At 66.7% G+C, this 23,973-nt stretch carries 23 protein-coding genes; 14 read left to right on the forward strand and 9 right to left on the reverse strand.

What is annotated here, in order from left to right; all coding sequences use genetic code 11:
• The first annotated feature begins 55 nt into the window (after nt 1–55).
• The 3 genes from BJ972_RS03095 to BJ972_RS03105 are packed head-to-tail and all read left to right on the forward strand — an operon-like array spanning nt 56 to nt 3,379.
• A complete protein-coding gene (locus BJ972_RS03095; RefSeq protein WP_129174089.1) occupies nt 56–1,387 on the forward strand; it encodes an RNA polymerase sigma factor in 1,332 nt (443 codons plus the stop codon).
• A 7-nt stretch (nt 1,388–1,394) separates the two neighbouring features.
• Nucleotides 1,395–2,651 (forward strand): MurT ligase domain-containing protein, encoded by a 1,257-nt coding sequence (locus tag BJ972_RS03100; protein WP_129174091.1) that lies wholly within the window; start codon nt 1,395–1,397, stop codon nt 2,649–2,651.
• Nucleotides 2,648–3,379, forward strand: a complete 732-nt coding sequence (locus BJ972_RS03105) for a type 1 glutamine amidotransferase (RefSeq protein WP_129174093.1) — start codon at nt 2,648–2,650, stop codon at nt 3,377–3,379. The genes BJ972_RS03100 and BJ972_RS03105 overlap by 4 nt, the downstream gene beginning before the upstream one ends.
• Before the next feature lie 7 nt (nt 3,380–3,386).
• Here BJ972_RS03105 and BJ972_RS03110 read toward each other — a convergent pair whose 3' ends face one another.
• Nucleotides 3,387–3,623, reverse strand: coding sequence for a DUF7455 domain-containing protein (locus BJ972_RS03110; RefSeq protein WP_129174095.1), 237 nt, complete (start codon nt 3,621–3,623; stop codon nt 3,387–3,389).
• A 165-nt stretch (nt 3,624–3,788) separates the two neighbouring features.
• On the opposite strand from BJ972_RS03110, the gene BJ972_RS03115 reads away from it, so the two are divergent.
• Complete coding sequence (locus tag BJ972_RS03115) at nt 3,789–5,870, forward strand: DNA gyrase/topoisomerase IV subunit B (protein WP_129174702.1); 2,082 nt, start codon at nt 3,789–3,791, stop codon at nt 5,868–5,870.
• Between the two features lie 48 nt (nt 5,871–5,918).
• Here the strand turns inward: BJ972_RS03115 and BJ972_RS03120 are convergent, their stop codons facing one another.
• On the reverse strand, nt 5,919–8,384 hold the full coding sequence (locus BJ972_RS03120) for a DNA gyrase/topoisomerase IV subunit A (RefSeq protein ID WP_241830776.1): 2,466 nt from the start codon (nt 8,382–8,384) through the stop codon (nt 5,919–5,921).
• 61 nt (nt 8,385–8,445) lie between these two features.
• Here BJ972_RS03120 and BJ972_RS03125 point away from each other — a divergent pair, with 61 nt between their 5' ends.
• A complete protein-coding gene (locus BJ972_RS03125) occupies nt 8,446–9,594 on the forward strand; it encodes an alkaline phosphatase family protein (RefSeq protein WP_206736500.1) in 1,149 nt (382 codons plus the stop codon).
• A 27-nt stretch (nt 9,595–9,621) separates the two neighbouring features.
• On the opposite strand, the gene BJ972_RS03130 is transcribed toward BJ972_RS03125, so the two are convergent.
• Nucleotides 9,622–10,209: a DUF3043 domain-containing protein gene (locus tag BJ972_RS03130; protein WP_242351081.1), complete on the reverse strand. Its 588-nt coding sequence runs from the start codon at nt 10,207–10,209 to the stop codon at nt 9,622–9,624.
• Between the two features lie 37 nt (nt 10,210–10,246).
• On the opposite strand from BJ972_RS03130, the gene BJ972_RS03135 reads away from it, so the two are divergent.
• The 6 genes from BJ972_RS03135 to BJ972_RS03160 all read left to right on the forward strand — a co-directional run bounded on the left by BJ972_RS03135 (nt 10,247) and on the right by BJ972_RS03160 (nt 15,868).
• Complete coding sequence (locus tag BJ972_RS03135) at nt 10,247–11,656, forward strand: dipeptidase (protein ID WP_129174099.1); 1,410 nt, start codon at nt 10,247–10,249, stop codon at nt 11,654–11,656.
• Between the two features lie 89 nt (nt 11,657–11,745).
• On the forward strand, nt 11,746–12,117 hold the full coding sequence (locus tag BJ972_RS03140) for a HesB/IscA family protein (RefSeq protein WP_129174101.1): 372 nt from the start codon (nt 11,746–11,748) through the stop codon (nt 12,115–12,117).
• A 196-nt stretch (nt 12,118–12,313) separates the two neighbouring features.
• Nucleotides 12,314–13,201, forward strand: coding sequence for an aa3-type cytochrome oxidase subunit II (gene ctaC, locus BJ972_RS03145; protein WP_129174103.1), 888 nt, complete (start codon nt 12,314–12,316; stop codon nt 13,199–13,201).
• A 6-nt stretch (nt 13,202–13,207) separates the two neighbouring features.
• On the forward strand, nt 13,208–14,932 hold the full coding sequence (gene ctaD, locus BJ972_RS03150; RefSeq protein WP_129174105.1) for an aa3-type cytochrome oxidase subunit I: 1,725 nt from the start codon (nt 13,208–13,210) through the stop codon (nt 14,930–14,932).
• Nucleotide 14,933: 1 nt separating this feature from the next.
• Nucleotides 14,934–15,356: a cytochrome c oxidase subunit 4 gene (locus BJ972_RS03155; RefSeq protein ID WP_129174107.1), complete on the forward strand. Its 423-nt coding sequence runs from the start codon at nt 14,934–14,936 to the stop codon at nt 15,354–15,356.
• 38 nt (nt 15,357–15,394) lie between these two features.
• Nucleotides 15,395–15,868 (forward strand): GNAT family N-acetyltransferase, encoded by a 474-nt coding sequence (locus tag BJ972_RS03160; RefSeq protein WP_164989910.1) that lies wholly within the window; start codon nt 15,395–15,397, stop codon nt 15,866–15,868.
• Between the two features lie 24 nt (nt 15,869–15,892).
• Here the strand turns inward: BJ972_RS03160 and BJ972_RS03165 are convergent, their stop codons facing one another.
• The 5 genes from BJ972_RS03165 to ctaE are packed head-to-tail and all read right to left on the reverse strand — an operon-like array spanning nt 15,893 to nt 20,948.
• A complete protein-coding gene (locus BJ972_RS03165; RefSeq protein WP_129174111.1) occupies nt 15,893–16,735 on the reverse strand; it encodes a methyltransferase domain-containing protein in 843 nt (280 codons plus the stop codon).
• Nucleotides 16,736–16,758: 23 nt separating this feature from the next.
• Entirely contained in the window at nt 16,759–18,375 is a 1,617-nt protein-coding gene (gene qcrB, locus BJ972_RS03170; RefSeq protein WP_129174113.1) for a cytochrome bc1 complex cytochrome b subunit, read from the reverse strand.
• Nucleotides 18,372–19,448 (reverse strand): cytochrome bc1 complex Rieske iron-sulfur subunit, encoded by a 1,077-nt coding sequence (qcrA, locus tag BJ972_RS03175; RefSeq protein WP_129174115.1) that lies wholly within the window; start codon nt 19,446–19,448, stop codon nt 18,372–18,374. The genes qcrB and qcrA overlap by 4 nt, the downstream gene beginning before the upstream one ends.
• A gap of 31 nt (nt 19,449–19,479) precedes the next feature.
• Entirely contained in the window at nt 19,480–20,274 is a 795-nt protein-coding gene (gene qcrC, locus BJ972_RS03180; RefSeq protein WP_129174117.1) for a cytochrome bc1 complex diheme cytochrome c subunit, read from the reverse strand.
• 44 nt (nt 20,275–20,318) lie between these two features.
• A complete protein-coding gene (ctaE, locus tag BJ972_RS03185) occupies nt 20,319–20,948 on the reverse strand; it encodes an aa3-type cytochrome oxidase subunit III (protein ID WP_129174119.1) in 630 nt (209 codons plus the stop codon).
• A gap of 141 nt (nt 20,949–21,089) precedes the next feature.
• On the opposite strand from ctaE, the gene trpD reads away from it, so the two are divergent.
• From trpD to BJ972_RS03200, 3 genes are all read left to right on the forward strand, one after another.
• The gene (gene trpD, locus BJ972_RS03190) at nt 21,090–22,142 is read left to right on the forward strand and encodes an anthranilate phosphoribosyltransferase (RefSeq protein WP_129174121.1); all 1,053 of its coding nucleotides are present in this window, start codon (nt 21,090–21,092) and stop codon (nt 22,140–22,142) included.
• A 66-nt stretch (nt 22,143–22,208) separates the two neighbouring features.
• A complete protein-coding gene (dhaM, locus tag BJ972_RS17635; RefSeq protein ID WP_241830778.1) occupies nt 22,209–22,904 on the forward strand; it encodes a dihydroxyacetone kinase phosphoryl donor subunit DhaM in 696 nt (231 codons plus the stop codon).
• Between the two features lie 47 nt (nt 22,905–22,951).
• A complete protein-coding gene (locus BJ972_RS03200; protein ID WP_129174123.1) occupies nt 22,952–23,176 on the forward strand; it encodes a hypothetical protein in 225 nt (74 codons plus the stop codon).
• Between the two features lie 5 nt (nt 23,177–23,181).
• On the opposite strand, the gene BJ972_RS03205 is transcribed toward BJ972_RS03200, so the two are convergent.
• Nucleotides 23,182–23,943, reverse strand: coding sequence for an SDR family NAD(P)-dependent oxidoreductase (locus BJ972_RS03205; protein WP_129174125.1), 762 nt, complete (start codon nt 23,941–23,943; stop codon nt 23,182–23,184).
• Nucleotides 23,944–23,973 lie beyond the last annotated feature (30 nt).

Raw genomic sequence — 23,973 nt, forward strand, 5'->3', positions numbered from 1 at the left:
ATCGATTCCGGCGAAGCTGCATCATCCCGAGACTGCAGCGTTGAGAGGTTTTCGAATGGCGACTGCCACCACTAAATCCGCCGCACCGACGTCTGAGGCCGCCGAGCCCGAGACCGTTGCAGCGACGAAGGCCCCGGCAAAGAAGCCGGCGGCGAAGAAGGCGCCCGCGCGGAAGCCGGCGGCGTCCGAAGGCAAGCCCGCGACCGAGACGAAGCCGACGCGCGCTCGTGCGGCGAAGAAGACCGCTTCGTCCGACGAGTCGCCCGAGGGTGAAGACGACGACGAGGGCGACTCCGACGAGCCGACCGTTGTCGTCGACGTCGAGGTCGGCACCGACGACTCGACGGACGACTCCGACGACGACGAGGCGAAGCCCGCGATCCCCGTAGAACCGCACCCGACCGGCGCGATCGTTCTGCGTGCCGTCGACGACGAAGACGAAGTCCCCGTCTACTCGGCTCAGATCACCGGCGCCACGGCCGACCCCGTCAAGGACTACCTGAAGCAGATCGGAAAGGTCGCGCTCCTGAACGCGGCCGAAGAGGTCGAGCTCGCCATGCGCATCGAGGCGGGTCTCTTCGCCGAAGAGAAGCTGGCGCACATGGCTGACGCCGAGAAGCGCTCGCAGCTCGGCCGCGAGCTCCAGTGGGTCGCGCGCGACGGCCAGCGTGCCAAGTCGCACCTCCTCGGAGCCAACCTCCGTCTCGTCGTGTCGCTCGCGAAGCGCTACACGGGTCGCGGCATGCAGTTCCTCGACCTCATCCAGGAGGGAAACCTGGGTCTCATCCGTGCAGTCGAGAAGTTCGACTACACGAAGGGCTTCAAGTTCTCGACCTACGCCACGTGGTGGATCCGTCAGGCGATCACGCGCGCGATGGCCGACCAGGCCCGCACGATCCGCATCCCCGTGCACATGGTCGAGGTCATCAACAAGCTCGCTCGCGTGCAGCGCCAGATGCTCCAGGACCTGGGCCGCGAACCCACGCCTGAAGAGCTGAGCCGTGAGCTCGACATGACTCCTGAGAAGGTCATCGAGGTCCAGAAGTACGGTCGCGAGCCCATCTCGTTGCACACGCCACTCGGTGAAGACGGCGACAGCGAGTTCGGCGACCTCATCGAGGACACCGAGGCCGTCGTCCCCGCCGACGCCGTCGGCTTCACGATGCTGCAGAAGCAGCTCGAGAGTCTGCTCGACTCGCTGTCGGAGCGTGAGGCGGGTGTCATCCGCATGCGCTTCGGTCTCGGGGACGGCATGCCGAAGACGCTCGACCAGATCGGTGACACGTTCGGCGTGACGCGTGAGCGCATCCGCCAGATCGAGTCGAAGACGATGGCGAAGCTCCGCCACCCGTCGCGGTCGCAGTCGCTGCGCGACTACCTCGAGTAGGAGAGCAGTGCGGTACGCTCCGGCGGTCGCCGTCGGCCGAGTGGTGCGCGTCCTCGCGCGCCTGCGAAAGCCGGGCGGCGGTTCGGCGGTGCCCGGCCTCGTGGTCAATCGGATCGCACCGGGGTACCTTCCGGCGACCCTCGGAGGGTTCCGAGACGGGCTCCTCATCGTCTCGGGATCGAGCGGTAAGTCGACGACGACGAAGATGCTCGTGGCCGTTCTGCGTGCCCACGGCCTCTCGGTCTTCACGAACCCGTCGACCGCGAACATCAGTCAGGGGCTGACCTCGGCGCTGCTCGAGCAATCGGATTGGCGGGGCCGCGTGCCCGGCGACATCGGCGTGCTCGAGATGGACGAGGGGCACGGTGCGCTCGTCATGCGAGGGATCGACGCACGTACGGTGACTCTCACGAACATCATGGTCGACCAGATCGACCGGTTCCACGACTCCGAGATGGTCGCCGGCATGCTCGGCCGCATCGCCGGCCGAGCTCGTGAATCCGTCGTGATCAACGCGGACGACGCGTATCTCGAGACCCTCGCCGATCGTGTGGTCGACGGCATCGCCGTGCATCGGTTCGGTGTCTCCGCCGAGGTGCTCGCGAGTGCGCCCCGCGGACTCGGGTACACGCAGACAACCGACGCTCGCCTCACGCCGGGCGAGGGAGTGCGCGTCGAGTCGGTCGTCGATCGTTCGACGGTCCTCACATCGCGCGGCGACGAGATCGTCGTCGGGCTCCCAGCCCGAGGCATCCACTACGCGGTCGACGCCGCTGCAGCCTATGCGACGGCGGAGGCCGTGCTCGGCGAGCGGTTCTCCTCGGAGATCGCGGCGAAGGCCCTCACCGACATCCCCGCCGTCTTCGGCCGCGGTGAGCGGACGACCGTTCGCGGTCAGCTCGTCGAGTTCGTGCTCGTGCAGAACCCGGCGAGCTTCCAACTGAACGTCGACAGCATCGCACCCGGCACGAGCCCCATCCTCTTCGCCATGGGCTCCGATGTGCGCGATCCGTCGTACTTCTGGCCCGTGGATCCGTCGAGCCTCGGACGCGTGGCGATCGTGAGCGGATCGAAGGCCGACGAAGCCGCTCTCCACCTCGTGTACGGGGGAGTAGCGGTCGATCGGATCGAGCACGATCTCCACCGCGCGATCGACGACTTCCTCGCTCTACCGACCCCCGAGGTCGGAGTGAAGACGATCGTCTTCACCGCCGACTCGATGCGGCGTGCACGCGCCCACCTCGGAATGACGGAGACCGCATGACCCTCGAGATCGTTTCGCTGCTCCCGTCGCTGCTCAACACCAACGGTGACGCGGAGAACGCGCGCGTGCTCCTGCGCCGTGCGGAGTGGGCGGGGATCGACGCTCGCGTCAGTACCGTCGAGCGCGCGGCCGAGCTTCCGAGCGAACCCGACCTCGTCGTCATCGGATCGGGAAGCGACGCGAGTCTCGGGGAGGCGCGACTGCGACTGTTCGACATGCTCGACGAGTTGCGCCGCTGGGGTACCGATCGAGTGGGTGTGCTCGCCGTCGGAACCGGCTGGGAGCTCCTCAGCTGGGGTATCGAGTTCGCCTCGGGCGAGCAGCTCGAGGGCCTGGGCGTGCTGCCCGGTCGAGCCGTTCCCCGCGTCGAGGGGCGTGTCACCGGTGATCTCGTCATCACGCGCAAGGGTGCCCGACTCGTCGGGTTCGAGAACCACGAGCGCGACTACGTCGGCGCCGAGGCATCACCGCTTGGCCGTGTCGTCGCCGGCGCGGGCAACGGCCGCGGATCCGCCCAGGAAGGCGTCGTCACGGGAACCGTGATCGGCACGCACCTGCACGGACCGGTGCTCGCGAAGAACCCGACGCTCGCTGATCAGATGCTGACGACAGCGGCCGAGCGACGAGGTATCGAGTACCAGGTCGGCTCGGCCGCGGTGAAAGTCGACGACTTCGCGAAGGGAGCGCGGAACGCTGTTCTGCGTTCCCTGTCTCTTCCCGAAGACTGAATCGGGTCTACGGCTTCGAGTCTCCGAGAAGCCGAGCCGACTCGTCGTGCCAGCTGTGGGCGATCTGCGAGAGCTTCTCCTGGTACTTGCGCCCGTGGTGAGCGCAGAAGAGAAGTTCGCCGCTGTTGACGACGACCCGGATGTACGCCTGTGCTCCGCAGCTGTCGCAGCGGTCGAGCGCAGTGAGTTCGTGCGGGGTCTCGAGTTCGTCGACGGAACCGTTCGTGCTGGTGAACTGAGTCATGGTGCCTCCTCCGTCGTGCGTCCCGGGATTTCGGGTTCATCAATGTAAACACGTGGACCGTTGACCCTATGCCACATCTCGGGGCATTTCGCTGTGCGCGTAGTCGATCGGCGGCGGTCGGGTGTCGGTGCGCCTCACGCGCGGGGGCGCGAACTAGGCTCGTCAATCGTGAACTCCGACTACTCCGCACGCCACCTCTCCGTCCTTGAGGGTCTCGAGGCTGTGCGCAAACGACCGGGAATGTACATCGGTTCGACCGATGCCCGCGGTCTCATGCACTGCCTCTGGGAGATCATCGACAACTCGGTCGACGAGGCCCTCGCCGGACACGGTGACCGCATCGACGTCGTGCTCCACCCCGATGGCAGTGTCGAGGTGCGTGACACCGCGCGCGGCATCCCCGTCGATGTCGAGCCGAAGACGGGTCTCACCGGTGTCGAGGTCGTGTTCACCAAGCTCCACGCGGGCGGCAAGTTCGGATCCGGATCGTACGCGTCGTCCGGCGGTCTCCACGGCGTGGGAGCCTCGGTCGTCAACGCGCTGTCGGAGCGGCTCGACGTCGAGGTCGATCGCGACGGCAAGACGTACACGATGTCGTTCCACCGTGGTGAGCCCGGGACGTTCGCCGACACGGGCGCGCCGAGCCCTGATGCTCCGTTCACCCCGTTCGAGAAGTCGAGCACGCTGCGCGTCGTCGGCAAGGTCGCCAAGGGCGTCACGGGAACGCGTGTGCGGTACTGGGCCGACCGTCAGATCTTCACGCGCGGCGCCGAGTTCCAGGTCGAGGAGCTCCTCGGACGCGCTCGACAGACTGCCTTCCTCGTGACCGGTCTCGGCATCGAGATCGCCGACGAGCGTCTCGAGGAACGCGAGGTCCACTCGTTCCGCTACGACGGGGGCATCGCGGAGTTCGTCGACTACCTCTCCGTCGATTCGCCGCTGACCGACACGTGGCGCCTGACCGGTTCGGGCACGTTCACCGAGACCGTCCCCGTCCTCAACGAGAACGGCGCGATGCTGCCCACCGAGCTCACACGAGAGTGCGAGGTCGACATCGCTCTGCGCTGGGGTACGGGGTACGAGACCGTCACGCGCAGCTTCGTCAACATCATCGCCACCCCGAAGGGCGGCACGCACCAGAACGGCTTCGACCAGGGCCTGCTGAAGTTCATCCGCACCCAGGTCGAGCAGAACGCGCGACGTCTGAAGGTCGGCAACGACAAGATCGACAAGGATGACGTGCTCGCCGGTCTCACGGCAGTCCTCACCGTTCGCCTGCCCGAGCCGCAGTTCGAGGGGCAGACCAAGGAGGTCCTCGGAACTCCCGCTGTGCGCGCGATCGTGGCGAACGTCGTGGCGAAGTCGCTCGCCGAGCGCTTCTCGTCGACGAAGCGCGACGACAAGGCACAGACCGCGCTTGTGCTCGACAAGGTCGTCGCCGAGATGAAGTCGCGCATTTCGGCGCGAGCGCACAAAGAGACCCAGCGTCGCAAGAACGCGCTCGAGAGCTCGTCCCTGCCGGCGAAGCTCGTCGACTGCCGCTCGTCCGACGTGCAGCACAGTGAACTCTTCATCGTCGAGGGAGATTCCGCCCTCGGCACGGCCAAGCTCGCGCGCGACAGCGAGCATCAGGCGCTCCTGCCGATCCGAGGGAAGATCCTCAACGTGCAGAAGGCGAGCGTGTCCGACATGCTCTCGAACCTCGAGTGCGCATCGATCATCCAGGTGATCGGCGCCGGTTCGGGGCGCAGCTTCGACCTGTCGGCAGCGCGCTACGGTAAGGTCATCATCATGAGCGACGCCGACGTCGACGGTGCGCACATCCGCACGCTCCTCCTCACGCTCTTCTTCCGCTACATGCGCCCGATGATCGAAGAGGGACGCGTGTTCGCGGCGGTCCCGCCGCTGCATCGCGTCGTCGTCATGAACCCCGGATCGAAGCCGAACGAGACGATCTACACGTACTCCGAGGCGGAACTCCACGGCGTTCTCGCGACACTGCGGAAGCAGGGGAAGCGCTACCAGGACCCGATCCAGCGCTACAAGGGACTCGGCGAGATGGATGCCGACCAGCTGGCCACCACGACGATGGACCGTCGGCAGCGCACGCTCCGTCGCGTCGGAGTGTCGGACGCCGAGAACGCCGGCCGTGTCTTCGAACTGCTCATGGGCAACGAGGTCGCTCCCCGCAAGGAGTTCATCATCGACTCGGCGACGGACCTCAGCCGCGAGCGCATCGACGCCTGACGTCGTCGCAGAGGGGCCGCACTCAGGCGAACTTCGGCGTTCTTCGGCTCAACCGCCGATACGTCGACCGACCGCGCCCACGACGGCATCCAGGATGACGCCGGATGCGTCGCGCTTCGCTCCGGCTTCGGGGAGAGCGCGAACGCTTCCGTCGATTCCGACGGCGTGCGCCGGTGCCGGTCCGACCCACGCGAGAGCCAGTTCGCTCTCGCCCTTGAGGAAGCGCTGCGCACGGACGCCGCCGGTCGCGCGACCCTTGCCGGGGAACTCCGCGAACGACGACACCTTGCCCGACCCGGGCTCGGTGCCGAGCAGAGTGTCGGCGCCGGCCGCGATCGTCACGACGACCGACTCCTCGAGTTCGGCAGGAGTGAGCGCGGTGAAGTGGATGACGCGATTGCCCGCGCCGAGCTTGATGCCCGCCATTCCCCCGGCTGTCGTGCCCTGCGGGCGCACGGATGACGCGGAGAAGTGCAAGAGCTGGGCATCGCTCGTCGTGAAGACCAGCTCGTCGTCATCCGCGGCGCTCGTCGCACCCACGACCTCGTCGGAGCCCTTGAGGGCGATGACCTCGAAGTCGGGACGGTTCGGGTAGGCGCCCGGCGCGACCCGCTTGACCACGCCGTCGCGCGTGCCGACGACGATCGGAGTCTCGGACGTGAGCGACACGATCGCGAGCACGCGCTCGGCACGGTCGGCGAGTGCGAGGTAGTCGTGGACGCGGACGCCGGCGCCGAGCTGGACCGAGTTGCCGGGCAGCACGGGAAGCTCGAGCGGCGAGAACCGGATGAGGCGCCCGCGGCTCGTGACGGCACCGATCTCGCTCCGGCTCGTGGTGTCGAGCGTCGAGAGGATCGCATCGTGCTTGCTGCGTCGGGCCGGGGGAGTGACGACGAGCTCGCCCTCGGTCGCGTCGACGCGAGCGACACGACCCGTCGCGCTGAGCAGCACTCGGCACGCGGTGTCGGCGAGTTCGAGGCTTGCGGCGGCGGCGCGCTTGGCGGCCGCTCCCGTCGGGGTCGCGCGGGCCTCCGTCAGGAGTGTGCGGCGCGGCGTGCCGTGCTTCTCGGAGACCTCACCGAGCTCGCGAGAGACGAGGGCGCGGATGTTCCGTTCACTGCTCAGGAGCTCTTCGAGCGTCGCGATCTCGGCGAGGAGCGCGTCGCGCTCGGCCTCGAGTTCGATGCGGGAGAACTTCGTGAGGCGTCGCAGGCGCAGCTCGAGGATGTACTCGGCCTGCAGCTGACTGAGGTCGAAGACGTCCTGCAGCTTCGTGCGGGCCTGCTCGGAGTCATCGCTCGCGCGGATGACCTGGATGACCTCGTCGATGTCGAGGATCGCGACGAGCAGTCCCTCGACGAGGTGGAGACGCTCACGGCGGCGCGCGAGTCGATACTGCGAGCGACGGGTGACGACGCGGATGCGGTGGCCGATGAAGACGAGCAGGAGTTCGCGGAGTCCGAGCGTCTGCGGCTGGCCGTCGACGAGGGCGACGTTGTTGATGTTGAACGAGTCTTCGAGGGGTGTGAGCCGGTAGAGCTGCTCGAGCACGGCGTCGGGGTTGAAGCCGGTCTTGATCCCGATCACGAGGCGCAAGCCGTTCGTGCGGTCGGTGAGGTCGGTGACATCGGAGATGCCGGTGATCTTCTTAGCGTTGACGCCGTCCTTGATCTTCTCGATGACCTTCTCGGGCCCGACGAGGTAGGGGAGCTCCGTGACGACGAGACCGGTCTTGCGGGCCGTGATCGACTCGACGGAGACACGTGCGCGCGTCTTGAACGAGCCGCGCCCGTTGGCGTACGCATCGCGCACCCCGGCGAGGCCCACGATGGTTCCGCCCGAGGGGAAGTCGGGGCCGGGCACGAACTCCATGAGTTCGTCGAGCTCGGCCGACGGATTCTCGATGAGATGGCGCGCGGCGGCCACGACCTCGATGAGATTGTGCGGAGCCATGTTCGTCGCCATGCCGACGGCGATGCCGCTCGCGCCGTTGACGAGGAGTGCGGGTATCGCAGCGGGGAGCACATCGGGCTGGGTGAGCTGATTGTCGTAGTTCGGCACGAAGTCCACGACGTCTTCGTCGAGATCGGCCGTCATGGCGAGAGCGGCGGCGGCGAGGCGGGCCTCGGTGTAGCGGGGCGCGGCGGGACCGTCGTCGAGTGAGCCGAAGTTTCCGTGTCCGTCGATGAAGGGAACACGCAGAGTGAAGGCCTGAGCCATACGAACGAGAGCGTCGTAGATGGCGGTGTCGCCGTGGGGGTGGAGCTTTCCCATCACTTCGCCGACGACACGAGCCGACTTCACGTGACCCCGATCGGGGCGGAGACCCATCTCGCTCATCTGGTAGAGGATTCGGCGCTGCACGGGCTTCAGTCCGTCGCGCGCGTCGGGGAGAGCGCGCGAGTAGATGACGGAATAGGCGTACTCGAGGAACGAGCCCTGCATCTCGGACGCGACGTCGACGTCTTCGATCTTCTCCACGATGTCGTCGGGCTGCGATTTCGCTCTCTGCACGGAGGTCCTTCTACGGGATGCGGCGGGGGAGGCTCAGACGGTCTGTGCCAGACTGAGCGCGATGCCCCCCATGCTACCGGCGGCCCCCGACGGGGCCGTGCGCCTTGCCGACGTCCTGCCGAGTTGCCTCGCGAGCCTCGAGGCCGAACCCAACATCCTCGGCCTGCCCCCGGCCCGCGCGGCGATCGTCGTGCTCGTCGACGGACTCGGCGCCTCGAACATCAAGTCACGCGCCGGACACGCCCGGTTCCTCGCCTCACGGCTCGGCAGACGCGACATCGCGATCGGCCACTTCCCGAGCACGACGGCTGCCGGAATCGCGAGCCTCACGACCGGAACCCCGCCGGGACAGCACGGCCTCGTCGGCTACGCGACGCTCGACACCGAGGCCGACCGGATCGTCAACCAGCTGAACGGCTGGGATCACGGACTGCTCGGCCCGGAGTGGCAGCGGAGCGAGACGGTCTTCGAGCGGGCCGCCGCTCGGGGCCTCCCGTCGTTCGCCGTCGGACTGCCGCGCTATGCGACCTCCGGGCTCACCGGCGCCATCCTGCGCGGCGCGGAGTACGTCATCGCCGGTACGCTCACCGAGCGCTTCGCCGAGGCGGAGCGCCTCGCGTCGACCGGCGGCCGCGCGATCATCTACGTCTACGTCGCCGAACTCGATGTGATCGCGCACGCGAGCGGGTGGGAATCATCGCGGTGGACCTCCACCCTCGAGACGCTCGACTCCGAACTGGCGTCCCTCGACGCCCGCCTGCCCCGCGACGTCGGCCTCATCGTCACGGCCGATCATGGGATCGTGGACGTGCCGGCGCACAAGCACGTGTTCCTCGACCGCGACCAGGGCCTCCTGGTCGGTGTGCGCCACGTGGGCGGAGAGCCACGGTGCCGGTACCTCTACCTCGAACCCGAACTCGACGATGCGGGGCGCGCGGCCCTGCTCGACGCGTGGCGCGCCGCCGAGGGCCACCGCGCGTGGGTGTTCTCGCGCGACGAGGCGATCGACGCGGGGCTCTTCGGCGACGTGGATCCCGCGGTGGCACCGAGGATCGGCGACATCGTCATCGCTGCGCGCTCGGGGATCGCCTACTACGACGGACGGGATCCGAACGTGCAGTCGCACGGCATGGTCGGCCAGCACGGATCGCTGAGCGACGAAGAGACGCGTCTGCCGCTCATCCGAGGCGGAGCGTACCGGCGCGACTGATCGTGCCGATGGTCGGGTCGGGACGACCTAGCTCGGGAACTGGCGACGCTTGACCTGCGGCTTCGGAAGACGCATGGGGCGCATCTGCAGAGCGCGCATGGCCGCGTACCAGCGCACGCGCTCGACGCGCGATTCGCCGTACTTCGCCGCGAGCTTCTTCTGCAGGCGGAAGCCGAGCAGGATGCAGTCGATGACGGCGATCGCGAAGAACGCCCACAGGACGAGGATCGAGATCATCTGGGCTTCGACGCTCGGCAGGAGTGTCAGGAGGATGACACCGAACATGACCGGGATGAGGACCTCGCCGACGGAGAAGCGAGCGTCGACGTAGTCGCGGACGAACTTCTTCTGCGGACCCTTGTCGCGGGTCGGGAGGAAGCGCTCGTCTCCCTGTGCCATACCGACACGAGCTCGATCACGAGCCGCAGCAGCCTTCGCGCGCGCCTGCTTCGCCGCTTCCTTGCGGTCGTCCGGAACGAGGGGGCGCTTGCGCGCGGCCTCTTGCTCGCGACGGGAGGGAGTCGGGGTGCCCTTGCCCTGCTTCAGGCGGGCCTCCGTCTCTTCGACGGTCTCGATGACGGGTTCGACGCCCTCAGGCACGCTTCGCTTGCTCACATCAGTCCTCGGATTCGGTTCCCTTAAGATTACCCGCATGACAGAGACCCTGCCGACCGAAGTTCACCCGCTCGATTCCGCCATCCGCGAATCCGTCGAGCTCGGGCTGCCGCGCACGATCGCCGATCTCTCGCGTCTCGTCCGCATCCCCTCGGTGTCGTGGGCCGCCTTCGACGCCGCCCATGTCGCGACGAGCGCCGAGGCCGTCGCCGAGCTCGCGCGGGGCCTCGAGGTGTTCGACACCGTCGAGATCCGTCGTGCGGCGACCGAGTCGGGGGAGCAGGGCCAGCCGGCCGTACTCGCCCGCCGAGAGGCAAAGAACGGACGCCCGACGGTACTGCTGTACGCGCACCACGACGTTCAGCCGCCCGGCGACGACGAGCACTGGTCGACGCCCCCGTTCGAGCCGACGGTCGTCGGCGAGCGGCTCTACGGCCGCGGTTCGGCGGATGACAAGGCCGGCGTGATGGCGCACATCGCTGCCATCCGTTCGCTCCTCGAGGTCGGGGGAGGCGACCCCGACCTCGGAATCGTCCTCTTCGTCGAGGGCGAGGAGGAGTTCGGTTCGCGATCGTTCGCGAACTTCCTCGCCGAGAACCGCGAGGCGCTCGAGGCCGACGTCATCATCGTCGCCGACTCGAACAACTGGGACATCGACACCCCCGCGGTCACGGTCGCCCTGCGCGGCAACGTCACACTCCGCCTCACCGTGTCGACGCTCTCTCACGCGTCGCATTCGGGAATGTTCGGCGGACCGGTGCCCGACGCCATGCTCGCGACCATCCGTCTGCTCGCGACGCTCCACGACGACGAGGGCGCCGTCGCCGTCGACGGCCTCACGAGCACCGAGTTCGAGACGCCCGACTACTCCGAGGAGCAGCTGCGCGACGAGGCGGGACTCCTCGACGGCGTGATGCCGATCGGGCGCGGCAGCATCCTCTCGCGCATCTGGGCGCAGCCGGCCATCACCGTCACGGGAATCGACGCACCGAGCGTCGCGAACGCGTCGAACACGTTGTCGCCGTCGATCTCGGTGCGCGTCAGCGCACGTATCGCCCCGGGGCAGGACGCCGCCGAGGCGTTCGAGGCGCTCGAGAAGCACCTCCGTGCACACGCTCCCTTCGGTGCGCACATCGAGATCGACGACGTCGACACCGGTCAGCCGTTCCTCGTCGACACGAGCGGGTGGGCCGTGGCGGCGATGCGCGAATCGATGGCGGATGCCTGGGACCGCGAGCCCGTCGACATCGGTGTCGGTGGCTCGATCCCGTTCATCGCCGACCTCGTGCGGGTGTTCCCGTCGGCGCAGATCCTCGTGACCGGAGTCGAAGACCCCGATTCGCGTGCGCACAGTCCGAACGAGTCGCTCCACCTCGGGGTGTTCCGCCGCGCCGTGCTGTCGGAAGCGCTCTTCCTCGCCCGGTTGGACTCCGCAGCGAACGAGTAGGGAATGCACAGGCCGATCTCCGTGTTTCACGGTTTAGACTGACGAAATCCGCGCGCGTCCCGCGAGCGACCGAACTACCGAGGAGTGTCATGACTCAGACCGACAGCCCCGAGATCACGGCTACTTCCACCGCCGAGCACGGCGTGCTGCTCAGTGAGCACGCCTCGTCGAAGGTGCGGAGCCTGCTCGAGCAGGAGGGTCGCGACGACCTGCGCCTGCGCGTCGCCGTTCAGCCCGGCGGCTGCTCCGGCCTCATCTATCAGCTCTACTTCGACGAGCGATACCTCGACGGCGACGCCGTCGTCGACTTCAGCGGTGTCGAGGTCATCATCGACCAGATGAGCGTGCCCTACCTCGACGGAGCGACGATCGACTTCGAGGACACGATCCAGAAGCAGGGATTCACGATCGACAACCCGAACGCTCAGGGCAGCTGCGCGTGCGGAGACTCGTTCCACTGAGTTTCAGAACGATTTTCTTCCCCGGACGGGAGGCCGCAGAGCGGCCTCCCGTCCGGTGTTTCCGGGGTTCGGGGGCGGCTCGCGAAACGGCGACATCCGCGCGGGGTGCACATGTGCGGCACAGAGTCGGAGTAGGCTAGAACGAGATCATGGCGCTTCCCTGTGAAGCGCCCCCGAGTCCTCCGAAAGGTCACCGGTGCGCAACAACCGCCGTCTCCGATGGGCTGCGATTCCGATCGCGGCGACACTCAGTCTTGTACTCGCCGGGTGCACGCAGGCTCAGCTCAACGGCTTCCTGCCGGGATTCGAAGAGGGGCAGCCCCCCGTCACGAACAACACCGAGCGAGTAGCCGGACTCTGGGTCACGTCCTGGATCGTCCTGCTGATCGTCGGCCTCATCACCTGGGGTCTGACGATCTGGGCCGTCATCGCCTACCGCCGCCGCAAGGGCCAGACCGGCCTTCCCGTTCAGCTGCGTTACAACATGCCGATCGAGATCTTTTACACGGTCGTGCCGCTCATCCTCGTCCTGGGCTTCTTCGCCTTCACCGCGCGTGACCAGGCGGCCATCGAGGCGCGCTTCGACGAGCCCGACGTGACCATCGAGGTCGTGGCCAAGCAGTGGGCATGGGACTTCAACTACGTCGACGAAGACGTCTACTCGCCCGGCATCCAGGCGCAGCTCGACCCGAACGGCGAGCCCGGCTCGATCGACCAGTCGGTGCTGCCCACGCTCTACCTGCCCGTCGGCAAGAAGATCGAGATCGAGCTCGAATCGCGCGATGTCATCCACTCCTTCTGGGTCGTCGACTTCCTCTACAAGAAGGACATGTACCCGGGAAAGACGAACATCATGTCCGTCATCCCCGAGCGCGAGGGAACGTACGCCGGCAAGTGCGCCGAGCTGTGCGGCGAGTACCACTCGCTCATGCTCTTCAACGTCGAGGTCGTCTCCGAGGCCGAGTACGAGGACTACATCCAGTCCCTCCGCGACTTGGGCCAGGAAGGCCAGCTCTCGAGCGAGTACGACCGCAACACGAATCTGCCCGGCACGGGCGCGCCCGAGCTGAAAGAGGAGCACTAAGCCGCCATGACCACGACAGCACCAGCTCCCCGGACGGCTCCGCCCGGCTCGTCGAAAGTCGAGCGCAAGGGCAACATCCTCGTGAAGTGGATCACGTCGACCGACCACAAGGTCATCGGCTACATGTACCTCATCACGTCGTTCATCTACTTCTGCATCGCCGGCGTGATGGCACTCATCATCCGCGCACAGCTCTTCGAGCCCGGCCTCGAGATCGTCCAGACGCGTGAGCAGTACAACCAGCTCTTCACGATGCACGGCACGATCATGCTTCTCATGTTCGCGACGCCGCTCTTCTTCGGCTTCGCGAACGCGCTCATGCCCCTGCAGATCGGTGCCCCCGACGTCGCGTTCCCGCGACTGAACGCCTTCTCGTACTGGCTGTTCAACTTCGGTTCGCTCATGGCCGTCGCCGGCTTCTTCACCCCGCAGGGTGCGGCATCGTTCGGTTGGTTCGCGTATCAGCCACTCGCGTCGACGACCTTCTCACCGGGTATCGGTGGAAACCTCTGGATGATCGGCCTCGGCCTCTCGGGCTTCGGAACGATCCTCGGTGGCGTGAACTTCATCACGACGATCATCACGATGCGCGCTCCGGGCATGACGATGTTCCGCATGCCGATCTTCACGTGGAACACCCTCGTGACGTCGATCCTCGTGCTCATGGCCTTCCCGGTGCTCGCCGCGGCAATGCTCGCCGCTGCTGCTGACCGCGTGTTCGGCGCCCACGTCTACGACCCTGCCAACGGCGGTGTCATCCTCTGGCAGCACTTGTTCTGGTTCTTCGGACACCCCGAGGTGTACATCATCGCGCTGCCGTTCTTCGGCATCGTGTCGGAGATCCTGCCGGTGTTCAGCCGCAAGCCGATCTTCGGATACAAGACGCTGGTCTACGCGACGATCGCGATCGCCGCCCTCTCCGTGACGGTGTGGGCCCACCACATGTACGTCACCGGTTCGGTGCTCCTTCCGTGGTTCGCACTGATGACGATGCTCATCGCGGTGCCTACGGGTGTGAAGATCTTCAACTGGATCGGCACGATGTGGCGAGGGTCGGTCACGTTCGAGACGCCGATGATCTGGACGCTCGGCTTCCTCATCACGTTCGTCTTCGGTGGTCTGACCGGTGTCATCCTCGCGTCGCCCCCGCTCGACTTCCACGTCTCTGACACCTACTTCGTCGTCGCCCACTTCCACTACGTCGTCTTCGGCACGGTCGTGTTCGCCATGTTCGCCGGCTTCTACTTCTGGTGGCCCAAGTGGACCGGCAAGATGCTCAACGAGAAGCTCGGCAAGTGGCACTTCTGGCTGCTCTTCATCGGCTTCCACACGACGTTCCTCATCCAGCACTGGCTCGGTGTGGTCGTCATGCCCCGCCGGTACTACTCGTACCTGCCGGAAGACAACATCACCTGGATGAACCAGCTGTCGACGATCGGCGCGATGATCCTCGCCGTCTCGCTCATCCCGTTCTTCCTGAACGTCTACCTGACCGCACGACGCGCTCCGCGGGTCACGGTCAACGACCCGTGGGGCTACGGAGCGTCGCTCGAATGGGCGACGAGCTGCCCGCCGCCTCGCCACAACTTCACGTCGATCCCGCGCATCCGTTCGGAGCGTCCGGCATTCGACCTGAACCACCCTGAAGCGGGGATCCCCGTCGGAATCGGTCCCGCGAAGGACGCTCCCGACGCCCCGACGTACGACATCGACTCGGAAAAGGTCAAGTAGCATGCGCACGAATGTCGTTCTGTTCTGGGTGCTTGCGGTCTTCTTCCTGCTGTCGGCCGCGGTCTACGGCGTCTGGACGTTCTTCGCTGACGGGAACAATCACCCCGAGTGGGTCGGCACCGTCTCCATGGCCCTCTCGGCGATCCTCGCCGGCTTCATCGCGTTCTACGTCGGACGTGTGCACTCGGCCCAGGGTGGAGAGCTGCCCGAGGACCGCGTCGATGCCAACATCGACGACGGTGACGCCGAGCTCGGGTTCTTCAGCCCGTGGAGCTGGTGGCCCATCCTGCTCGCAGGTTCGGCTGCGTTGCTCTTCCTCGGTCTTGCCGTGGGCTTCTGGATCTGCTTCATCGCCCTCGGCGTCGGCTTCATCAGCCTCGTGGGCTGGGTGTTCGAGTACTACCGCGGTAACTTCGCGCGCTGACTCTCTCAGCAGCATTCGCCACGACCTCGCCCCTGTGGGTGAGGTCGTGGCTTTCTGCTGAGTACGTCGTCGACGATGACCTCGTGCTCTGCGTATCGGCCGGCGCGGACCGCGCGCGCGTGAGAGTCAACGTCTCGGTTGAATGCGCTGCGGACTGGTTCGATTGCTACGTCGGGGTCGACGGCCGGGCGGAGTACGCCGCTGAGGTGAAGCGCATCCTCGAGCGCACTCCATCGCTCTACCTCTCCGCCGCGCTGCCGTCCGCCGTGGTGGGTACTGCGCGCCTCACCGTCATCGATGACGTCGCGGTACTCAGCTGCATGGCGGTGCGTCCGGAGGCACGACGGCAGGGAATCGCCCGCGCACTCATCAGCGCGGCTCGGGACGCAGCGCGAGAGCGTGATGTCGTTGCCATCGGTCTTCAGGTCGTCGCGTCGAACACCCCGGCCCGCGCACTCTACGCGGCGGCCGGCTTCGCAGAGGCCGACGGCTACCACTACCGGGTCAGATGACTCGAGCTCGCGCGGGGAGACGTCTCACTCGAGCGATCCGCTCACGAACGTCAGCACGTCGACGCTCACCGTCACACGAGACGGCAACGACGCCGCATCGGGGGAGCGGTGATGGGCAGAAGGCCCCATCGCGATGACGTGTTCGACGTCGGATTCGTCGAGATCCATGGAGTACTCGACTCTCGTGCGGTCCTCGAGCGCGAAGCCGCCGAACGACGCGATGACTCTGTCGGCCTTGTCGGGCTGCACCTCGATCGCGTGACCCGACTCTCGCAGCTCGGTGAGGTGATGCTCCGTCGGCACGACGGTGACGAGGGTACCGCCCGGCCGCAGAACGCGCAGGAACTCGGACGCGTGACGCGGAGCGAAGACATTGAGGATGACGTCGATGCCGTCATCCACGAGGGGAAGCGGCGCCCAGATATCGGCGACGAGCCCGAGGGAATCGGGAATGCCGCGTACGGCGCGTCGCACGGCCTCGGGCGAGAGGTCGCTGACGATGAACTCCGCGTTCGGCAGCGCGGCACGGACGGCCGCTGAGTAGTATCCGGTGCCGCAGCCGAGATCGGCGACGATCGTGCTCTCGGTACGTTGCTCGGAACGCGATGCGGCGGCAGACCCGACCGCGTCCGCGATCGGCGCATAGTGTCCGGCAGCGAGAAACGTCGCCCGGGCGTCGAGCATCTCCGCGGAATCGGCGATGAACGCGGGGCGCTTCGGACCGAGGAGCGAGATGTAGCCGCGACGGTTCACGTCGAAGCGATGCCCCGAATCGCAGCCGAAGGTTCGTCCTGCGTCATCCGTGGGGGAGAGCGCCCGGAAACAGGTCGGGCACCGCAGCCGGTCGGCCGAAGCCGAACCGATCATGCGGTGCCCGAATGCTGTGACGATCAGTGCTCGCCGTGGTGGTTCTGCTCGAGTTCCGTCTTCGTCGCCGGAGCGATGCGGTCCTCGAAGAACCAGCGCGAGAGCGCTGCGCGGAGGTGCTGAGCGGGGCCGATCTTGCCGCGCGCGTTCGGGCGGATCATGAGCGGCTCGTAGCTCTCGAAGCTGACCAGGCGCCAACGGTCGTACTCGTCGAGGGGCTGGTGCACCTCGATGAACTCGCCGCCCGGGAGCTTCACGATGCGTCCCGACTCGAAACCGTGCAGCACGATCTCGCGGTCCTTCTTCTGAAGCGCGAGGCACACGCGCTTCGTCACGAAGTAGGCGAGGATCGGGCCCAGCAACGTGATGGCCTGCAGCGCGTGGATCACGCCTTCCATCGTCAGCATGAAGTGCGTCGCCAGGATGTCGGAGCTCGCCGCCGCCCAGAGGCCGGCGTAGAACGTGACGCCTGCAGCACCGATGGCCGTACGGGTCGGGGCGTTGCGGGGACGGTCGGCGATGTGGTGCTCGCGCTTGTCGCCCGTGACCCACGCTTCGATGAACGGGTAGATCAGCGCGAGGACGATGAAGATACCGATCGCGATCAGCGGCACGAGGATGTTGAACGACCACGTGCGATCGAAGAGCACGAACTCCCAGTGCGGCGGGATCAATCGCAGGGCGCCGTCGGCGAAGCCGATGTACCAGTCGGGCTGGGTGCCGGCAGACACCGGCGAGGGGTCGTACGGTCCGTAGTTCCAGATCGGGTTGATCGTGAACAGCGACGAGATGAGCGCGATGACACCGAAGACGATGAAGAGGAAGCCACCGGCCTTCGCGGCGTACACCGGGAGGATGGGCGGGCCGACCGCGTTCTGCTGCGTCTTGCCCGGTCCTGCGTACTGCGTGTGCTTGTGCACGACGACGAACACCAGGTGGATCGCGATGAGCGCGACGAGCAACGCGGGCAGCAGCAGGATGTGCAGCGTGTACAAGCGGCCCACGATCGCCGTGCCCGGGAACTCTCCGCCGAACAGGAGGAACGAGATCCAGGTGCCGACGAGCGGGATTCCCTTGATGATGCCGTCGATGATGCGGAGACCGTTGCCCGAGAGGAGGTCGTCGGGGAGGGAGTAGCCGGTGAAGCCCTCGGCCATCGCGAGGATGAAGAGGACGAAACCGATGACCCAGTTGATCTCGCGCGGCTTGCGGAACGCACCGGTGAAGAAGATGCGGAGCATGTGGAGACCGATGGCCGCCACGAACAGCAGAGCCGCCCAGTGGTGCATCTGACGGACGAAAAGACCGCCGCGTACGTCGAACGAGATGTCGAGCGTCGACGCCATGGCGACCGACATCTCGATTCCCTTGAGGGGCACGTAAGAGCCCTCGTAGTGGATCTCGGCCATCGACGCCTGGAAGAAGAACGTCAGGAACGTTCCCGACAGCAGGATGACGATGAAGCTGAAGAGCGCTACCTCACCGAGGAGGAACGACCAGTGATCGGGGAAGGCCTTACGACCGAGCTCCTTGACGAGTCCGGAGATGCTCGTGCGCTCGTCGATGTAGTTCGCGGCCGCGCCGGTGAATCCGCCCGATTTCTTCTTCGGGGGAGCGTTGACGGTGGTTGCGGTGCTCAATGACGCTCCCAGAAGCTCGGACCGACGGGTTCGGTGAAGTCGCTGCGCGCGACGAGGTAGCCCTCGTCGTCGACGGTGATGGGCAGCTGAGGCAACGGCCGGGCCGCGGGTCCGAAGATGACCGCGCAGTGCTCGGTCACGTCGAACTGCGACTGGTGGCACGGGCACAGCAGGTGGTGGGTGTGCTGCTCGTAGAGTGCGACGGGGCAGCCGACGTGCGTGCAGATCTTCGAGTAGGCGACGATGCCGTCGTACGACCAGTCGACGCGGTCGGGAGCCTCGTTGAGGTCCTTCGGGTCGAGACGCATGAGGAGGACGGCAGCCTTGGCCTTCTCTTCGAGGCGGCCGTGCTCCATGTCCTGGAGACCCTCGGGGATGACGTGGAACGCACTACCGATCGTGACGTCGGACGCCTTGATCGGAACGCCGCTCGGGTCGATGGCGAGGCGAGTGCCGCGCTTCCACATGGTGTGGCTGAGGAGCTCGACCGGAAGCTGGTCCTGAGGAGCCCAGCCGCGGAACAGGACCACGGCGGGAAGCGCCGATGCCGCGAGAGCACCGATGAGGCTGTTGCGGATCATCGAACGACGGCTGAAGCCCGACTCCTCGTCGGCGACGCGGAAGATCTCGACCGCTGCGGCGCGCGTCTCGTCGGTTCCGCGAACGGGGTGGCGCTCGTCGACCTTCTCGACGTCGTGCATGAGCGACTTGCCCCAGTGCACGATGCCGAAGCCGACGGCGAGGAGAGCCAGAGCGATTCCGAGCCCGACGAACATGTTGTTGAGGCGAACCTCGCCGACGTTGTTCGACTCCATCGGGAAGATCATGTAGGCGATGATCGCCCAGATGCTTCCCACGATGGAGATGTAGAAGAGGGTGTAGACGGTTCGTTCCGCCGACTTCTCTTTCTTCGGGTCGATGTCGGTGACGCGCTTGCGGTGCTCCGGGAAGCCCGGGTTCTCGAACGCGTCAGCCGAAATCACGGCCGTGCCGACCGGAACCTCGGGGCCGTGCTCGGCGTGCGACGAGCCCGCAGCGGCGATGTCCTTACCGCTGTTGTCGTCCTGTGCCATGGTTCTCCTTCTTAAGCTTCTTCAGTACCGGCTAGTTCGACTTCGCGGTGACCCACACAGTGATCGCCACAATCGTCCCGAGGCCGAAGATCCAGATGAACAGTCCCTCTGCGACGGGGCCGAGCGAGCCGAGCTCGAAGCCACCGGGCGAGCGGTTGTCCTGTACGTACTTGAGGTACGTGATGATGTCGCGCTTGTCTTCCGGCGAGATGTTCAGGTCGTTGAACACGGGCATGTTCTGCGGGCCGGTGACCATGGCCTCGTAGATGTGCACGCCGGAGACGTCGGTCAGCGGGGGAGCGAACTTACCCTCGGTGAGAGCTCCACCGGCGCCGGCGACGTTGTGGCACATGGCGCAGTTGATGCGGAAGAGCTCGGCACCGAGAGCGGCGTCGCCGCCGCCGTTGACGAGGTGGTCCGCGGGGATGTCGGGGCCGGGGCCGAGCGACGCGACGTAGTACGCGAGCTGCTTGACCTGGTCATCCGTGAACTGGACGGGCTTCTGCTCGGCCTGCGGGCCGGACATCTGCATGGGCATGCGGCCCGTTCCGACCTGGAAGTCGACCGAGGCGGCGCCGACGCCGATGAGGCTCGGGCCTTCGTCGGTGCCCTGAGCGGAGAGACCGTGGCACGTCGCGCAGTTCGCCTGGAAGAGCTTCTTGCCCTCGTCGATGGTCTGCTGCGAGTTGCCGTCGATCTCCGCCTGCGCGGAGGTGCCCGCGCTGATCGCAGCGTACGCACCACCCGTGAAGAGGAGTCCGAGTGCGAGCAGCGCCACGGTGGCGAGCGGATGACGGCGTCCCGTGCGTCGTTTCGAGTTGGTCATTGCTTTCCTGTTCCCGGCCATGCTGAAGGGGTGACTCCTGCTCACTATCTGAGGATGTAGATGACGAAGAACAGGCCGATCCAGACCACGTCGACGAAGTGCCAGTAGTACGAGACGACGATGGCGCTCGTCGCCTCCTTGTGTCCGAAGTTCTTGACCGCGAAGACACGTCCGATCACGAGGAGGAAGGCGATCAGACCGCCTGTCACGTGAAGACCGTGGAATCCGGTGGTGAGGTAGAAGGCCGAGCCGTAGGCGTTCGAGTCGAGGGCGATGCCCTCCGAGACGAGGGTCGCGTACTCCCAGATCTGACCGGCGACGAAGACGGCGCCGAGCGCGTAGCTCAGCATGAACCACTCGACGAGGCCCCACTGCGTCGGCTTCCAGCCGGTCGCGCGGGGCTGCATGCGCTCAGCGGCGAAGACACCGAACTGAGCGGTGAACGACGACGCCACGAGGATCGTCGTGTTGATCGCCGCGAAGGGGATGTTCAGGCGGTTCGCCTCGAACTCCCACAGCTCGGGAGACGTCGAACGGAGCGTGAAGTAGATCGCAAAGAGGCCGGCGAAGAACATGACTTCGCTACCGAGCCAGACGATCGTACCGACCGCGACGCTGTTCGGACGGTTGATCACGGGCGCTGTCGCGCGGGGTGGTGTCAAGGTGCTCGTCACCCCTCCATTATGGCCGAAAGAGCGCGTGTTTTTTGCCCACCCCGGTACCCCGTGTCGATGCGAAGTTGCTTAGGTGAACCTAAGTAGCGCCGAGAATCGGCCGGGAATCCCCTGTGAGATGGGGCCAGTAGGATCGTCCCCATGCTCGACTCGCGCTCCTGGCCCGCCGTCCTGACCAGTCTCCTCGCCGGAGAAGATCTGAGTGTCGGCGACGCCGCGTGGTGCATGGAGCAGGTCATGCTCGGTCTCGCGACTCCCGCGCAGCTCTCGGCGTTCCTCGTGGCCCTCCGCGCCAAGGGGGAGACCGTCGACGAGATCGTCGGGTTCCGCGACGCGATCCTCGATCACGCCGTGCCCCTCTCCGTCGATCCGATGGCCCTCGACGTCGTCGGCACGGGCGGCGACCGGTTCGGCACGGTGAACGTCTCGACGATGTCGGCGATCATCGCCGCGGCGTCGGGCGTGCCCGTCGTCAAGCACGGGAACCGCGCGGCGAGCTCGGCCTCCGGGTCATCCGACGTCCTCGGTGCACTCGGCATCGATCTCGCGCTTCCCGCCGAGCGAGTCGCGGCCGTTCTCGACGAGGCGGGCATCACCTTCGCCTTCGCGGCCGCCTTCCACCCGGGTTTCAAGCACGCCGCCGCCGTGAGGAAGGAACTCGGTGTGCCGACGGTCTTCAACTTCCTCGGCCCGCTCTGCAACCCGGCCCGCCCCGAGGCGTCCGCCGTCGGCGTCGCCCACCTGGATCGCGTCCCCCTCATCGTCGGCGTGTTCCAGACGCGCGGAGCGACCGCCCTCGTGTTCCGGGGCGACGACGGCCTCGACGAGCTGACGACGACGGGCCACAGCCACATCTGGGAGGTGTCGCTCGGTCGTGTTCGTGAGCACGACCTCGACCCCCGCGACCTGGGTATCGCTCGCTCTCGAATCGAGGATCTGGTGGGCGGGCACGCCGCACACAATGCCGAGATCGTGCGCCGGACATTCGCGGGTGAGGAAGGTCCCGTTCGCGACATCGTGCTCCTGAACGCTGCTGCGGGTCTCGTCGCCTTCGATCTCGCCCGGAATCCGGATGAGGCTCAGCGCAACATCCTCGAGCGCTTCGCCGAGAAGATGGCGGTCGCCGCGACGACGATCGATTCGGGCGCCGCGACCGCGAAGCTCGATCAGTGGGTGCGGGCGACATCCGCATAACGGGTCGCGCGCCCGCGGAGGCGCGTACCGTGGGAGGGGAACAGCACTCGAGTGGAGAGGCAGATCGTGGGTCGAGCGGGAGATGTCGGGATCGTGGTCGTCTCGCACAGTGAGCACCTGGCCACCGGCCTCGTCGAACTCGCCGCCCAGATGGCGCCGAACGTGCGGATCGTGGCTGCCGGCGGACGCGAGGGATCGGGCTCGGATGCCATCGGCACGAGCTTCGAGCGCGTCATGGCGGCCCTCGAGCAGGCGGACGACGGCCACGGAGCGGTCGTGCTCGGCGACCTCGGCTCGGCGATCCTCACGGCGGAGTCCGTCCTCGACTTCCTCTCCGCGGAATCACGCGATCGAGTGAGGATCGCTCGTGCTCCCTTCGTCGAGGGCGCGGTCGCCGCGGCCGTCTCGGCCGAGAGCGGGGGAGACGTCGACGATGTCGCAGCCGCCGCACGCGGCTCACTCGACGCGTTCGAACCTCTGCAGAGCGCTCCCGAGCTCGCGGCCGATGTGTACCGCCGCACCGTCGTGCTGATCAACGACGAGGGGCTTCACGCCCGGCCCGCCGCGGAGCTCGTGCGTCTCGCCGGCACCTTCAACGCCCACATCACGGTCAACGGGCGTGACGCGAAGAGCCTGCTGGGCATTATGTCGCTCGGTCTCGTGAAGGGCATGTCGGCCGAGATCGCTTCGGCGGACGGTCAAGCGCACGAGGCGGTCGATGCACTGGCGTCGCTCGTCGAGTCGGGCTTCCACTCGCGCTGAGCCACTCGACGCTGTCGCGCGAACCTCCACGGGCGTACCATGACGGCATGTCAGGCAACGACGCCATCGAACGACCCACCAGCTCCGACCCGTGCCCCGTGTGTGGTCATCCCATGTTCGAGCATGCGATCGACCGGTCGTCCCACGACTTCGTGCTGATCTGCCCGACCGATGAACGGTTGCCGCTCCCGGCGAACGACGGCCCCCTCGGCGAGCTCGGCATGCCGGCGTCGGAGGAGCGGATCGAGAAACTCGGTCGTCACCGTCACTGAAGGCGTCAGTTGCCTCCGGTCACGCGCAGGTCGGTGCCCGACGTGTAGGACGCGTCGGAGCTGAGCAAGTACGAGACGGCTCCCGCGATCTCCTCGGGCTCGCCGGCTCGGCGCAGGGGGATGTTCGGGGCGCGCTCTGCGGGCGCGTTGGGACGGCCGGCGGCCGCGTGGATGTCGGTGTGAGTCGTTCCGGGTGAGACGGTGTTCACGCGGATTCCCTCGGGGCCGAACTCCTTGGCGAGGCCGACGGTGAGCATGTTGAGCGCCGCCTTGCTCATCGAATAGGGGACGTACGTGCCCGGGGCTCCCGTCGTCGCCGCTCCCGACGAGATGTTGACGATCGACCCGCCGCGACCGCCGCGTGCGGTGGACATATGAGCGATGGCCGCCTGACTGAGAGCGAGCGGTGCCAGCACGTTGATCTCGAGGACGTCGCGTGTCTCGGCGAGGTCGACGTCGAGGAAGCCTCCGATTCGACCCGTGATGCCGGCGTTGTTGACGAGGCCGGTCACGGCAGGGAACTCGGCGAGGACAGCGGGCAGGAGCGACAGCACGTCGGCGAGGTCCGCCATGTCGACGCGGTGGATGCTGACCTGCGCACCGTGCTCGCGTGCATCACGGGCTACCTCCTCAGCGGCATCCCGTCGGTCGCGGTAGGTGAAGGCGATGTCGTGCCCGTCGCGGGCGAGGCGACGCACGATGGCGGCGCCGATGCCGCGGCTGCCGCCGGTGACGAGCGTGACGGGACGGTGGGGCGTGTCAGTCATGCCACAACGCTAGCCGGATGACGCGAAGCT

It is taken from the genome of Agromyces atrinae (assembly GCF_013407835.1).
GTDB classification, from domain to species: domain Bacteria; phylum Actinomycetota; class Actinomycetes; order Actinomycetales; family Microbacteriaceae; genus Agromyces; species Agromyces atrinae.

Excerpts from the sequence above, each read along its gene's own strand:
- qcrA (WP_129174115.1), bottom strand. The coding sequence starts at position 19,448 with ATGGCACAGGACGACAACAGCGGTAAGGACATCGCCGCTGCGGGCTCG.
- BJ972_RS03140 (WP_129174101.1), top strand. The coding sequence starts at position 11,746 with ATGACTCAGACCGACAGCCCCGAGATCACGGCTACTTCCACCGCCGAG.
- BJ972_RS03200 (WP_129174123.1), top strand. The coding sequence starts at position 22,952 with ATGTCAGGCAACGACGCCATCGAACGACCCACCAGCTCCGACCCGTGC.
- BJ972_RS03110 (WP_129174095.1), bottom strand. The coding sequence starts at position 3,623 with ATGACTCAGTTCACCAGCACGAACGGTTCCGTCGACGAACTCGAGACC.
- BJ972_RS03205 (WP_129174125.1), bottom strand. The coding sequence starts at position 23,943 with ATGACTGACACGCCCCACCGTCCCGTCACGCTCGTCACCGGCGGCAGC.
- BJ972_RS03105 (WP_129174093.1), top strand. The coding sequence starts at position 2,648 with ATGACCCTCGAGATCGTTTCGCTGCTCCCGTCGCTGCTCAACACCAAC.
- BJ972_RS03135 (WP_129174099.1), top strand. The coding sequence starts at position 10,247 with ATGACAGAGACCCTGCCGACCGAAGTTCACCCGCTCGATTCCGCCATC.
- trpD (WP_129174121.1), top strand. The coding sequence starts at position 21,090 with ATGCTCGACTCGCGCTCCTGGCCCGCCGTCCTGACCAGTCTCCTCGCC.
- ctaD (WP_129174105.1), top strand. The coding sequence starts at position 13,208 with ATGACCACGACAGCACCAGCTCCCCGGACGGCTCCGCCCGGCTCGTCG.
- qcrC (WP_129174117.1), bottom strand. The coding sequence starts at position 20,274 with ATGACCAACTCGAAACGACGCACGGGACGCCGTCATCCGCTCGCCACC.
- BJ972_RS03125 (WP_206736500.1), top strand. The coding sequence starts at position 8,446 with ATGCCCCCCATGCTACCGGCGGCCCCCGACGGGGCCGTGCGCCTTGCC.
- BJ972_RS03095 (WP_129174089.1), top strand. The coding sequence starts at position 56 with ATGGCGACTGCCACCACTAAATCCGCCGCACCGACGTCTGAGGCCGCC.
- BJ972_RS03155 (WP_129174107.1), top strand. The coding sequence starts at position 14,934 with ATGCGCACGAATGTCGTTCTGTTCTGGGTGCTTGCGGTCTTCTTCCTG.
- BJ972_RS03165 (WP_129174111.1), bottom strand. The coding sequence starts at position 16,735 with ATGATCGGTTCGGCTTCGGCCGACCGGCTGCGGTGCCCGACCTGTTTC.